This window comes from Bacillus sp. FSL R5-0576, assembly GCF_038004765.1.
Lineage (GTDB): Bacteria > Bacillota > Bacilli > Bacillales > Bacillaceae > Bacillus > Bacillus subtilis.
The window spans coordinates 1678296-1693150 of record NZ_JBBORU010000001.1 but is presented as its reverse complement, the minus strand read 5'-3'; the positions used below and the strand labels follow the sequence as shown (position 1 = coordinate 1693150).

Below are 14855 nucleotides of genomic sequence, written 5' to 3'. Positions count from 1 at the left end.
CACTCCTCTCTTATTTGAAAGTTTTCCAAAACATATCTTTAGAAGCCCCTGTGTCTGAATGCACTTTTTCCTGCACGTTTTGAGCTGATGGTTTGATTAAAACGGGCTGCCTATTTAATTCCGGCAAAGGCAGAGGTTTTCTTCTAATTGGACGAGCAACCGATTCATTCCAGGCTTCTATAATGAGATGGGCGTTCGTTCCGCCATCTGCAAAACAATTAATAGCCGCAGCCGGCGTTGTCTCCTTCCACTCGGCTTGCGATCTGCTGAAATACAAATCTGTTTTTTCTATATCAAAATACGGCATATTTTCATTACCTGACAGGAACGGAACCAATTGTCTATGCTTCAGCATTAGAGCTACTTTAATCAGGCTCGCAATCCCCTCTGCACATAATGGATGGCCGATGTTAGGTTTCACCGATCCCAGCCCTAACGGAGCCTTTGATTCAGAACGGTAAATGGACTGGATTGCCTTTAATTCAAGTAAATCTGTTACTGCCGACCCCGAGCCGTTCGCTTCGAGATAGCTGATCTCTTCAGTCTTTTTGCCGCTTTTTTCAAGCGCTGACAGCATGACGTCCTTTTGTGCCTCGAGATTCGGAGATGATGGGCCAGCCGTTCTTCCATCATTATTAATCGCAGCAGCCTTAATGACTGCATATATGGAATCTCCGTCTTCAAGCGCTTGGCTGACGGTTTTGACGAGAACCATGCCCACGCCTTCTCCTAAAATGACACCGTCTGCCCGCTTATCAAAAATATGGAATGACGGCTTGTCACATAAAAGTCCGCGCTCATGAAACATTCGATGCGCATCAGCATCAAGCAAACTGACGCCGCCTACAACCGCTGCCTCAATATCTCCGCTTCGCAGAGCCTGAATGGCCATATTCAGCCCCACCAGTGCAGAGGAACAAGCGGTATCCAGGACAATACTCGGTCCCTTCAAGTCAAAAAATTGTGAGATGTTAGCTGCTAAATAGTTTTGTCCGCCAGCGACTATCGGATTTTTTGCTTTTGAAAGACTGGCCGGATCAGGCTTGTGCTGGCTGCGGCCTCCTATATAAACACCAGCCCTCATGCCTTTCACTTCTTTCTCTGTATAACCCGCGTGATACCACAGCTTCAAGCTTTCCTCCAATACAGCCAAAGCTTGAGGGTCCATCGCTCTGACATCGCTTTCGGACATCATGAAGAAATCATGATCAAATCGGTTCATTTCATCAATGAGGCCCGCGTAATTCGAGCTGGAGTTCCCGAATCGTTCAGGCGGAACAGGCGCAATCGCAGACCGTCCATCACGTATTAGTTCCCAGTATTCCTCTAGGGTTTCCGCTCCCGGGAACCTGCAACTAAGACCGATGATAGCGATGTCCTCAGCAAGAAGTGCCGTTTTTTCATGGCTTATCTGTTGCGGCCGCTGTTCTGGCACCGGCTTCTGTTTCATTGCTGATTGCGGCTTGACAGGTGTCTGTTTCTCAGAAACAGATGGCTGTAAAACAGCTGATATGTCATATTTCGAAATGAGCCAGTGTGCAAAGGATTCTATTGTCGGGTATTCAAACAAAATTGACGGATCAATATCTCCATTTAATTGTTGGTTCATCTGCTGTACCAGCTGGGCCAATATAATCGAGTCGATTCCGTATTCTTGGAAAGGTTCATCCGTTTCAAAGTCTTCTGCAGCTATTTTCAGTTCATCTGAAAAAAGAGTTACGAGCCAGTCGACTGTTTCAGGGAACAGGTTGCGAGTGCCGGTTTGCTCTTTCGTCTCAGGATGCGAGAGAGCTTCGACAGGCAGTGACGGCTGCATCAGCTTATCCGGCTTCCAAACGTTTGTATCTGGTACTGCCGGCAGCACGACAGCATACTGTCTGTCTGATAGAATCTGGTCAAGCAGCTGTAATCCCTCGTCGTTTGTCAAACTGATCAATCCAGTTTGTTCTAAAGCTTTGCTTCGAACCTCGCCTAAACCGGTCTCCTTCCAGTTAGGCCACTGAATGCTTACAATGGGACATTTATCTTGATGAGCCTCCGCAAAATAATCCATAAAAGCATTTGCCATCGCGTAATCAGCTTGTCCTGCTGCTAGTGCAGGGATGGCCGCTGATACTGATGAAAACAAGGTGAAAAACGCCAATGGTTCATCCTGAAGCAGGTCAAACAACGTTTGCAGACCTTCGACTTTCGGTTCAAGCACCTGTCCGATCTCTTCTCGTGATTTTCTGATAAAAGCCGGGTTTTGTTTGTTCACCATCCCGGCACAATGGATGACTCCGCCAATCGCCCCCATTGTTTCGTGTATTGTCTTCAGGCTCTGTTCGACAGCAACCCTGTCTGTGAGATCCAGAGACAGCACCTGAACTTGCGCACCCATGTCTTCTAGCTCTTGAACGGCTTTTATTTTCTCGGCAAGCGAGGAAATTTTTACCGAATTCCACTGGTCACGCGGCGGAAGCTCTTCACGGCCGATAAGGACCAGCCGCTTAACGCCGTATGTTTTCACAAAATGCCGCGCACACAGCAAGCCGAGACCTCTTGTCCCGCCTGTAATGAGCAGGACTTTGTCTGTTGAAAACGATACTTGCTTATGACTTAGAGCGGCTTCTGCTGGCTGCTCTGCCAAATATGCTCGATATCGCTGTCCGTTTCGATAACAGACTTCTGCTTCTGTGCTCTTGGCATAAAACTCCGCTGCAATCAGTCTGGCCAGCTCCTCAAAAGAGGCTTCGCATTCCATATCTGCATGTCTTGAAGTAAGATGGCTGTACTCACTTTGAAGCATGCGGTATAAACCGGCCCGTGAAGCACCAGACAAAAGAACACCCTCATTTGCGTAGGCCTCCAGCCCCTTTGTTACACCCAAGACCGTCAAATGATGCTTGCTTGCACGTCCTTGCTCGATCAGCTTTTGGAGCCAGTTTATCCAGCCCATAGAATGCTCATGGCTCGTTCCGCACCCGATCAGATCGATTGCTCCAGCAACGTGTTCATAGTCAGCAGCAGATACCCGCTCCAGCTCTTGGATGTCAAATATACGGTATGTCGAGAAATACGTCGAAAGCTCTTCCGCTAATGCCATTGTCTCCTCATTTGCCAAAATGGCGACGGTTTGATTCGTCATTTCTGCCGGTTCAATCGGACAAGGCTGCCACTGTTTACGCAGAAAGCAGCGCTTTGGCATCAGTTCGGAATGAGGGAGTGCTGTAGCAATGGTTTCGGGTTCACCTTCTTGAGTTGGCAGCCAGTAATACTCTTCCGCGAACGGATAAGCAGGCAGGCTGATTCGGCGAGGCGTGTATTCCCCATAAAGCTTGTTCCAATCTATCTGCAGCCCTTTCACCCATAGCTCTGCTACTTTCTCCAGCCTTTTTTTCTCTATCCATGTTTGCAGCAATGCTTTGGCATCATGATCCGTTTCAAACAGCTTGATTTCGCTCTTCTTCGTTTTCACGTGAGCAGCAAATATGCTGCTGTTCGGCTTCTCAGCCAAATAATCATCTAAAGTTTTGATCAGCATTTCTCTCGAATCCGTCAAAAACGCAAGCCGATAATCCATTGCTTCCCGGCCCGTCTGAAGTGTGTATGCCATATCCTCCAGATCGATATCTTCATTGGAAGTTACGAAATCTTTCATTGCTTCCGCATAGGCCTTCAATTGCTTCTCTTTTTTCGCTGAGAGTGCAAATAATGCTGAGCGGTGCTGCTTTGTTAATCGATCGTTCCTCTTGTCAGGCTGATATTCCTCTATCACAATATGGGCATTCGTTCCGCTATATCCGAAAGAGCTCACACATGCTCTCCGCGGTTTTCCATCAGTCGTTTCCCAAGGCTTAAGCTCCGTATTTACGTATAAAGGAGAATGCTCAAATTCAAAATGCTCATTCGGTGTCGTGAAGTTCAATGTCGGCACAAGTGTTTTATGATTCATGCACAATAACACTTTTTGAACCCCGGCTACTCCTGCCGCCGCGGATGTATGGCCAATATTGCTTTTGACGGAACCGATTGCACAAAACTGCTTTTTGTCTGTTTTTTCTTGAAATACGGTGGACAGAGCTTCTAATTCAATTGGATCGCCTTGTTTTGTTCCTGTGCCGTGCATCTCGACATAACTGATACTCTCAGGATGTATGCCGTATGTTTCATATATGTCTCTTTCCAGATCCATTTGGCTTTTCGCACTCGGTGCCGTGATTCCGTTTGTTTTCCCGTCCTGATTAATACCCGAGCCAATGATGATGCCATAAATATGGTCACGGTCCGCTTCCGCATCTTTCAGCCTTTTCAGAACCAGCGCACCCGCACCCTCGCCGGGCACAAAACCATTCGCGCCATTGTCAAATGCTTTACATTGTCCATCAGGTGAAAGCATGCCGGCCTCACACATACTGATGTAAGATTCCGGCGTCAGGTATAAGCTGACCCCGCCGACCAGCGCCATATCAATTTCTTTGTTTATAAGTGCCTGCCGCGCTAAATGTGTGCCGACCAATGAAGATGAACAAGCGGTGTCAATAGGAATCGCAGGCCCTTTTAAATTAAGAAAATATGGAATACGCGCCGCAGCGATCGCAAAGCTGTTCCCGGTGGCATTTGCTCTTGCCTGCCGGTTCAGCATGACCCCGTATTCATTGCTCATAATGCCGAGATATACACCGCATTTTTTCTCATTTAAAGTTCGGGCGTTGTACCCAGCGTCCTCAAAGGCTTTATAGCCTTCCTGCAAAAAGATTCGATGCTGCGGGTCCATCAGTTCAGCTTCTGACGGCGGAATATTAAAAAACAACGGATCAAAATGTTCAATATCATCAAGCATCCCCATTGATTTGCAATAGACTTTCCCTTTTTTGTTGAGGACAGGATCATAGTATTTGTCAACATCCCACCGTGATGTTGGAATGTCCCGAATGGCATTTCTCGCATGAACCAGGTTATCCCAGTACCCTCTTACATTACGAGCGCCCGGATATCTTCCCGACATCCCGACAATCGCTATCGCATCCTCCGGGCGGTCTTGATGAACAGGAACCGTTTTCTTCTCATGTTCTTTCTTTATTGGATGTTGAACAGGCTGAAGGGGCCGTTCTGCCAGCTTTGGATGAGATGGTGCTGCTGGCTTTTGCTGGGCTGCTTCGAAAGAGTCAGTATGCTCTATCTTTCTATCAAGATGAGTTCCAAGCTCGGACTTTAGCATTTCAGCAAAATCACGTATCGTTGGATAATCATATACCCTGGTTACCGTAAAAGACGTTCCGTATTGCTTGTTCACCGCTTTTATCCATTCGAGTCCGGTAATCGAGTCCATTCCGATATCTATGAACGCTTCGTCAATATCCACCTCGTATGGCTCCATGTATAACACGTCTGCTATGCTTTCCCTCAAGTTTTCATGCAGCGTTTCAATTGCTACAGCATATTGTCTTGATGCAGATATTTCTGCCGCTGCATATTGAATCGTTTCTTCAGCTTCCTCTTGCACTGGCTGATGATGTTCTAACGGCTGCAGAGATATATTAGCCGGTTTAGCAGCAGGTACCGCTGTTTTTTGTCTGATCGGCGTGTACGTCTCCGTTTGTTTTTTCTCCCCAGCTTGTGTGCTTAACTCGTGTGCTAAGTAAACAGCGAAATCACGTGTGGTCGGATAATCATATACCTTTGTGACATTTAGTGATGTGCCATACTGTTTATTTATTGCTTTTATCCATTCGAGCCCGGTAATCGAGTCCATACCGATATCTATGAATGCTTCGTCTGGATCAATCTCGTTTTGGTCCATGTACAGCACTTCCGCTAAGCTCGCTGTCAGTTCATCGCACAAGGTCTCCGCCGTGATCGTCTCTGTTTCTGTATCTGATGGAACCAGAGATGCTGTCCGCTCCAAACGATCCTGATTGGTCATTAAAGGCTGTAACGTAATATTGGCAGGCTTGCCGCTGGCTTCTCTGTCTACAGACGGCTTTGGAATAACGGGCTGTACTGGAGCGAATGGCTCCTCCGTTCTTTTTACCTCAGCCTTTGCATGTACGTCTATCCAATAGCGATCTCTTGAGAAAGGATAGGCAGGTAAACTGATGCGCCGCGGTTTTTGATCCTGATATAGCGTGCTCCAGTCGATTCGCAAACCTCTTACCCACAGGTCTAAAACCTTCGCATATTTTCCTTTTTGCAGCCATGCCTCAATTGTTTTTGACATATCCTCATCAGCAGCAAAAGCAGCAATGGCTTCTTTGTTGCTCTTTACTTGTCCGCGATAGACATATTCACGATTTTCTGTTCCGGAGATACATTCATACAGCTTTTCTTCAAGCTCCTGCATCGTTTCCGCAACGAACGCCAGCCGTTCGTTCATCGCTTCCCGGCCGACTTGCAGCGTATAGGCAATTCGGTGTAAATCTGCTTCAACATATGTTTGTTCACGAATGGCATGCAGCAATCGCTCCGCGCGTTTCTGAAGTCTTTCCTCATTTTTTGCTGAGAGCACAATGACAGCCGGCTGTTTCCTCGCTGGTAAACGTTCCTCCACAGGTTCCGGAGCATACTCTTCTATTAAAATATGGGCGTTCACACCTCCGGCACCAAATGAAGAGACTCCTGCGATTCTCGGTAATTCGATGTCTTTGCCATTGACACTGATGATCGGCCTCTTCCACTCTTCTAGCTCTTGCTGTACTTTAAACGGCGAGTTAAGGAAATCAATATTCGGGTTCAGCACGTTTGAATGCAGGGAAGGCGCAAGCTGCCTGTATTTCATTTGGAGCAATACCTTCGTTACTCCTGCGATACCTGCCGCACTCTCACAGTGCCCGATATTTGATTTGGCTGACCCTATTGCACAAAATTGTTTGTCATCGGTTTCTTGCGTAAACACTTTGGACAGCCCTGTGATTTCAATAGGATCACCGAGAGAGGTTCCCGTGCCGTGGGCTTCGATGTAACTGACTGTCCGCGGATCAACCTTCGCTTCCACAAACGCCTTTTTGATGACATCTGCTTGGGCATTCGGATTGGGCACTGAGTACCCGTTTGTTTTTCCCCCGTGGTTGATGGCTGTCCCCTTAATGATTCCATAAATGTGATCACCATCTTCAACTGCTTTAGACAATGGCTTCAAAAGCACTGCTCCAACGCCTTCCCCCGGCACATAGCCGTCTCCGCCCTGTCCGAAGCTTTCACATCGGCCTTTGCTGGACATAAATTTGTTCTGCCCGAGCATCAAATATTTATTTGGATGGATTGACACATTCACGCCGCCCGCGAATGCCGCCTCACACTCTCCGCGCTGCAGGCTTTGGCAGGCCAAGTGGATAGCCGTTAAAGAAGAAGAACACATGGTGTCTAAAGCAATACTCGGTCCGTGAAAATCAAAATAATAAGATACCCGGTTCGCGATGGATGATGGATTTCCCGTTAAAGCCAGAGACCTTCCCCGCACCTGCTCTTGTGCCCCGTACAGCTGATATTCTTCGTACATGACACCGACGTAAACACCGACGCTTCCGCCAAGCTCAGCATCACGCTTACGGCCGAGGTGCTCTCTTGTATAGCCTGCGTCTTCCATCGTTTCATACACGCACTGCAAAAATAAACGCTCTTGCGGGTCCATAAATTTTGCCTCACGCGGCGATATATGGAAAAACTGAGGATCAAACTTGTCTACATCCTTCAAGAAGCCTCCCCACTTGCTGTAGGTTTTTCCAGGCTTGTCTTTATCTTCATCATAATAAAGACTGTGATCCCAGCGGTCTGCAGGAATTTCAGTAATACAGTCTCGACCGTCTCTCAGGTTTTCCCACAATTCATCAATGTTGTCTGCCTGTGGATAGCGACCTGAGATACCGATGATCGCGATTTCTTCCGTTTCCTTCTCTCTTAACTGCTTCTGCTCTTTATCTCGCAAAGGAAGAAATCCAGACTTTCTTAGGGTAACTGGGATTTCTTGTTTTTCAGGTTCTGATTTTCTTTCAACAGAAGGTTTTCCTGTTTCAATTCCCAAGATGTCCAGCAGTTTTTCTCTGCGGGAACCAATAAAATACCGTGTTAATGAGCGAATATCCTGATATTCAAAGAACAACGTCTTGGACAAAGAACCGAATACTTTTTCTAATTGACCCGTTACATGCATGATCATGATAGAATCGATCCCGTAATCCTCGAGAGGAGCTTCAGCATCAATCTGGCCGGCTGGCAGCTTAATCACCGAAGAAAGCACCTGTTTAAAATAGTTCTCCGCTTTTTCTCTTAGTATTTCTTCATCAATTTCCCCGATCATGTCTGCTTTTTCTGCCTCCTGATTGAGACTGCTTTTTTTGATATCGTGAGATTGGCCTTTGCCATGTCCCGTTTCATGTAAAAATGCACGAATCCGATCAGTAACACCGGAAGCAACTAACACTTGCGGCTTTCCTGACGTCCAGCCATGATATAGCGCCTGAATCCCACGATCTGTTTCCATGGCCACCATGCCTGTTTCTCTTTTCAGCATCCTTGCAGTTTCCGCATCAATTTGCATGCCCCCGTCTTTCCACAGCGGCCAGCACACTGAAAGAGTTTTTCCGTAACGCTTGTGCAGCTCTGCTTGGCCATTGCGATATTCGCTGAATGCATTCATAAATGCATTGGCCATTGCGTAATCAGCCTGTCCCGCGCTTCCTACTGCTCCGGCACCTGAGGAAAAAAGGATAAAGAAATCGAGCGGAATATCTTTCGTTGCTTCGTCAAGGTGAATCAGTCCTGCTACCTTTGGAGCAAGAACGGTTTGAACCTCTTCTTTCTTTTTCTTCATAATGAAATTATCTTTTATTAAACCGGCGCTGTGAATGATGCCATCTAAGTCTCCATAAACGTTTTGGGTTTCTTTTAATAAGGCATCAACCGTTTGTTTGTCAGCCAGATCAGCTTGTCTGTAAATCGCTTGGATGCCAAGTTTCTGTAAGGCTTTAAGCTTCTTCTTCTTCCTTTCATCAAGCGGAGAGCGTCCTGTCAGGATCACAACCGCATCATTCGTTTGGTTTGCAATTTCAGTTGCAAAGATGAATCCAAGACCGCCCGCACCGCCTGTGATCAGATACACGCCTTTATCCTTCCATGGCATGTCAGCACTTAGGTGCTCACCAGACACTTCTTTCCACTTGCTTACAAATCGCTTCCCTTGCCAGTGCCGGATATGCGTGTCACGCGGATAGCGTCTGTTTTCCTCCAATATTTCGAATAGGTCACCAGCTGACATCCCGGTTTCTATTTCGATCAACTGTCCTGTCAGTTTTGGATTTTCCAGTTCAGCCGTTTTGAGCAATCCAGTTAAGCCGCTTAATAGCTGAGGCTCGTCCAACGCAGGCACCGCCACTTGAATGAATGTATGTCCCCCTGTTTTTGAGTGCATTAGCTGTTTGATTTCTTCAAATAACTGTATGGCATAACCTTCAAACCGTTCATCAATTGTCTCTGTATCATGCTGCAGAACTGTACAGTCAAGATGATTTTGGAGGCTTTCCATTTGTTCTCCAACATCACAGACAACGACTTTATGTGTGTCGTACTCTATGAGCTCTTGCCTCTCTGTAGCACGTTCTTCCCAAATATGTTCGAACAATAGCGTGTCAGTCGCTTCAGAAGGACCTTCTTGATCTATTTCTAACACTCTTGCAGAATAGCCCGTCAATCGCACGCAAACCTGCCCCTCTTCATTGCATAAATCGATATCAAGCTTCTGCATACGATCCCCAGCTGTACTGCCCTCGCTATATGTGATCCGCGCCCACATAGATGCCTCGCAGCCTTTGAAGATTTGGACATCCTGTATGGCAAAAGGCAGCATTGCCTTTCTGTCTTCTAAACTCGTAGCTCCTCCCAGCCTCAAACCGATAGATGCTTGAAATGCCGAATCTATCATGCTCGGATGCAGAATATAATGGTCTTCTGTATCAGAGATTACAGGAGGCATCGTCAATTTCACTAGAACTCCGTTTTCGCCGGCATATAGGCTGTCGATCGCTCTGTGGCTGTCACCATAATGAATACCCATTTCTGTATAAGCCTCGTAGCAATCAAAAGGTGACAGCGTCCGGCCATTATAGCTTGCCTTCAGTTCTTCAATGTTGATGACCGGATTTTCACCAGCCTCACAAAGCACTGCACTCCCTTGCCCATATACAATCGGCGACTCCTCTGCGCTTTCAGGGTCCCGGCAGATTTCAAATGTAATCTCACCATTGTCCTCAGGATATAGACGTACATCTATATCTTTCTGCTGTTCTGTGACGGCGAACGGCCGGACCCAGACGATATTCCGGAGCCGGAATCCTGTCGGGAACTGATCCGCAGCTGCCCTTTCCACAGCTGCCCGAACCATCTCCAATAAAGCTGCGCCAGGTAAAACGTGTTCGCCCTTTATGACATGATCCTTCAAGAAAAATTCACGTCCTGTAAACGCTGAACGGAAGCGGACACCCGATATGTCGGACACATTTTGATGCAGAAGAGGATGCAGGATGTGTCGCTCCTCCTTTAAACGATCAGTCTTTTTCTCCGCTTTCGGCACCCAATAACGCACCCTCTCAAATGGGTAAGTCGGCAGGCTGATCCGCTTTGGTTTGTTTCCCTCGTAAAGCAGCTTCCAGTCAACACCAGATCCGTTCGCCCACTGCTCCGCAATTTGATCGAGTTTTCTTTGCTCCAGCAATTTATGTACCGATTCGCCGGGACGCGATGGTTCGCTTCCTCTTGACACGCGGCCCTTCCAGCAATGCTGAATGGTTTTTCGTCCTTCTATAAAAGCCTTCAATTGGTCGCTCAATTCTTGAATTCCGGATGCTAAGAAAGAAACCCGTTCTTCCATCGGTTCACGGCCTACCTGCAATGTATACGCCAAATCTCTAATCTGAATCCCATCATGAAGAAAATCCAAGAGACGTTTTGCATATACACGAAGACGTTCTTGATTACGGGCAGAAAGCGGAATAACTGCGGATATGTCAGAATCTGAGGACAAAGAAACGTCCTGCTCCGCTGTTTGAGGAATATATTCCTCAAGGATAATATGTGCGTTTGAACCAGTTGCTCCGAAGGAACTGATACCCGCCCGCCGCGGATAAGGGACCTCTTCCCCATTCTCCTTGATAACAGGCTGCTTCCACGTTTCTGTTTCATGCTGTACATAAAATGGAGACTTTTCAAAATCAACGTACGGATTCAGTTCTTCCGAATGCAAAGAAGGCACAAGTTTTTGATGGTGAAGCTGAAGGGCAACCTTGCTTAAACCGCTGATCCCCGCGGCGGATTCGGCGTGCCCAATGTTTGACTTTACAGAACCGATTGAACAGAACTGCCGATCCTGCGTATATTGGCGGAACGCTTTCACTAATCCCTGTATTTCGATCGGATCTCCTAAGGACGTGCCGGTTCCATGGGCTTCCACATAACTGATCGTCCGCGGGTCGATTCCCGTTTTCTCCAAGCATGTCTCAATCAGATCAGCTTGAGAAACAGGGCTCGGCACTGAAATGCCGCTTACAGTGCCCACATGATTCACAGCACTTCCTTTAATAACTGCATAAATGCGATCTCCGTCTTTCTCCGCCTGGCGCAAAGGCTTTAATAAAACCGCGCCTATACCCTCGGCAGGCACATAACCGTCCCCATCCTTTCCAAACGTACGGCAGTGCCCGTCAGTGGAAAACATATCCCAGACCCCGTATGTCATATATTTATTCGGGTGCAAAGACAGGTTCACTCCGCCTGCTAACGCAACATCGCACTCACCGTGACGTATGCTTTCCAACGCCAAGTGCACTGCGGTCAAAGAGGATGAACATACCGTATCGACAGCCATACTCGGACCGTGGAAATTACAAAAGTAAGAAACACGGTTGGCGATTTGCGCATAGTTGAGCGAGAGAGGAAACACGTTTTCTGCTGATGCTTCTTCAGCTCCGACTAATGTATAATCCTTGTGCATGACACCGGCAAAAACTCCTACATGCTGCCTTTTATTTCGTCCTTTAGGCTTGGCCAACGTCTTTGGCGTATAGCCCGCATCCTCAATCGTTTCCCAGCATGTTTCTAAAAACAGCCGCTCTTGAGGGTCCATTGTCTCCGCTTCTCTTGGCGTGATTCTGAAAAATTGGGGATCGAAGCAGTCGGGATCATCAATAAATCCTCCCCATTTCGAAATGTCCTTACCCGAAGGAGATGTGATTCCTTCAAGTCGCTGCCAATCCCAGCGCGACTCAGGAATCTCGCTAACGCAGTCCTTCCCCTCTTTCAGATTGTTCCAAAATTCATGAATATTGGCTGCCTTCGGATACCTGCCCGCCAAGCCGATAATCGCAATATCGCCTGCTGCCTCAACAGGTGCAGGACGAGAAGCTTCAACAGTCTTACGATCGTTTATTGTGTCGGAAACGCGTGCTCTTTCATTCTGGCCAAGGCCAAGGGAACCAGCGGCACTAAAATGCTCAGCATATTCCTCGGCAAGAAACGCTGACAGCTCCGCTATGGTGGTATGCTCAAACAGAAGAGTCGGCGAAAGGCTCTCACCGATCTTATCACTGATCGTTTCTACCACCTCAAGCAAGCCCGATGAATTCAGTCCCATTTGGTAATAACCGACCTGTTTTTCAACTTGTTCTACCGGCTTATTGATTTTCTCTGCAATTAATTGGCTTACGAACTGTTCAGCCCCGCTGTAGGAATCAACGGGAGAAGAAACCATGTCAGCAGGTTTATCACGCTCAACAGTGTCCGCTCTTGTCATCTGTGTCTCCTGTGCATCTTGATGTTTTCCGCTAATCAGCTCCGCTTCTCGCACCAATTTGCTTGTAAAGTTTTTCAACTCAGCCACTTTTTCTCCCGACGCATTAAAAAATTCAAGTGTTACATAAATCAGCTCTTTTTCCCGCCGGACGGAGGAGCGCTTAATTCTTGTCATGCAATCCGACTGCAAAAGTGCAGAAGCGGAAAAGGATTCATAGAACAGAGGCAAATACAGCCTCTGTTCTCCTTTAAGCAAAGATGTGAGCAAATGATTGGCACCCACCCCGCTCCCGTCTATGAGAGTCGGGTGAAACATAAAGCCTTCTGCGTGAAGCATGGCTTCCGAACCGAGAGAAAGCTCAAGAAGAACGCCGTCTTCCTCTTCATAGATGCAGCCTTTTGCTTTCATATATTCGCTGTGCACCAATTCCTGACGTCTGCATTGTTCATATACATCATCAAGCTGAACAACGTTCTGTGCAGATGCTTTGATTTGACTGAAATCCAGTGTTTCTTCAAATATGGCTGGGGAGTCTGCGTGCATGTCAGCCTTCATATAGAGCTTTTCTTCCGAAGCTTCTTTCCCGTCACGTTTTTCAATTCCCTTGGCTGTGATTTGCCACTTTCCTTCTTTTTTCTCCGCGCATTGGATATTCAGAACAATTACTGCATCCTGTTCCGTCGTCAATGGCTGATAGATAGATAAATTCCGCAGCTGAAGCTCTGAGCAGGAGAAGCCGTGTTCTCTGAATATCTGGTAGATTATATCGATATAAGCCAATCCCGGCAGGACATTTTGTCCGTAAACCACATGGTGATAAATAAACGGATTTTTTAACGATAATGTGAGTTGTTTCGTTATCTTTTTCACGTTAGACCTCCACCTCATAAGTATCCCATATGTTTGCCGCAGTCATTTTCGAAGTCTCCGCTTCCAGCTTTGTCTCGCCTGGCGAAAGCATTCGTTTCTTTAATTGAGGAGGCGATATTGGACTGCGCTTGATGGCGTGTTTTTCATCTTTTTCCCACGCCTCTACGATGACATGGGCATTCGTCCCCCCATCGGCAAAGCAGTTAATAGCCGCAGTAGGCTGCGAATCTGTCCATTTTTCCAGGGCTCGGCTGAACGTGATGTTCGCTTTCTGTTGATCGAAATGCGCCATCTCTTTTTCACCTGATAAAAATGGGACAAAGCGGCGCTCTTTCAGCATAAGCACAACCTTAATGAAGCTGGCGATCCCTTCAGCACATAGCGGATGCCCGATGTTCGGCTTGATTGAGCCAAGAGAAAGAGGCGATGAGTGCCCAGAACGGTACACTGATTGGATCGCTTTTAGCTCAAGGAGATCGGTTACGATTGAACCTGACCCGTTTGCCTCAAGATAGCTGATGTCCTCTGGTTTTTTTCCGCTTTTGGAAAGCGCATCTTTCATGACTTCCTTTTGCGCCTCCAGATTAGGTGTTGCAGGCCCCGCCGTTCTTCCGTCATTATTGACCGAGGCCGCTTTCACAACAGCATATATGGTATCTCCGTCTTCCAGTGCCTGTTTTACCGTTTTTAACATGACCATTCCGACGCCTTCACCTAACACAACTCCATCAGCACGCTCATCAAACACATGGAAGCATGAATGCTTGCTTAAAATGCCGCGCCGGTCAAACAGCCTGTGAGAGGCATCTGAGCTCAGTAAGCTGACACCGCCGACTATGGCGGATTGAATATCTCCGCCACGCAGCGCCTGAATGGCCATATTCATGCCGACCAAAGCTGACGAGCATGCGGTGTCAACTACAACACTCGGGCCGCGGACATCAAAAAATTGTGAAAGATTAGCCGCTAAATAATTTTGACCGACTGTCACGATCGGATTCTTGGCATGATCAAGGCTCTCTTCATCAGGTTTGTGCTGGCTTCTGCCTCCGATATAAACACCGACGGGCTTGCCCTTTATTTCCTCAGGTGTATAACCGGCGTGATACAAGAGTTTCAGACACTCTTCCAACACGAGCAGTGCTTGCGGATCCATCGCCCTTACGTCTTCTTCGTGAAGCAAAAAGAAATCAGGATCAAAATAGCTGACGCCATCAATCGTGCCGGC

General features: G+C 47.3%; 2 protein-coding genes (1 of these 2 only partly in view). Both read right to left on the bottom strand.

All coding sequences use genetic code 11. The features are described from left to right. Positions 1 to 10: 10 nt before the first annotated feature. Complete coding sequence (gene pksL / locus NX903_RS08595; protein ID WP_144499908.1) at positions 11 to 13645, bottom strand: polyketide synthase PksL; 13635 nt, start codon at positions 13643 to 13645, stop codon at positions 11 to 13. Next, positions 13629 to 14855, bottom strand: partial view of a polyketide synthase PksJ gene (pksJ, locus tag NX903_RS08590; RefSeq protein ID WP_086343857.1) — the final stretch only. 13902 nt of this gene lie beyond the right edge of the window; 1227 of the gene's 15129 nt are visible here — the last part of the coding sequence; its start codon lies beyond the right edge, outside the window; it ends in the stop codon at positions 13629 to 13631. The genes pksL and pksJ overlap by 17 nt, the downstream gene beginning before the upstream one ends.

Excerpts from the sequence above, each read along its gene's own strand:
- pksL (WP_144499908.1), bottom strand. The coding sequence starts at position 13,645 with ATGAGGTGGAGGTCTAACGTGAAAAAGATAACGAAACAACTCACATTA.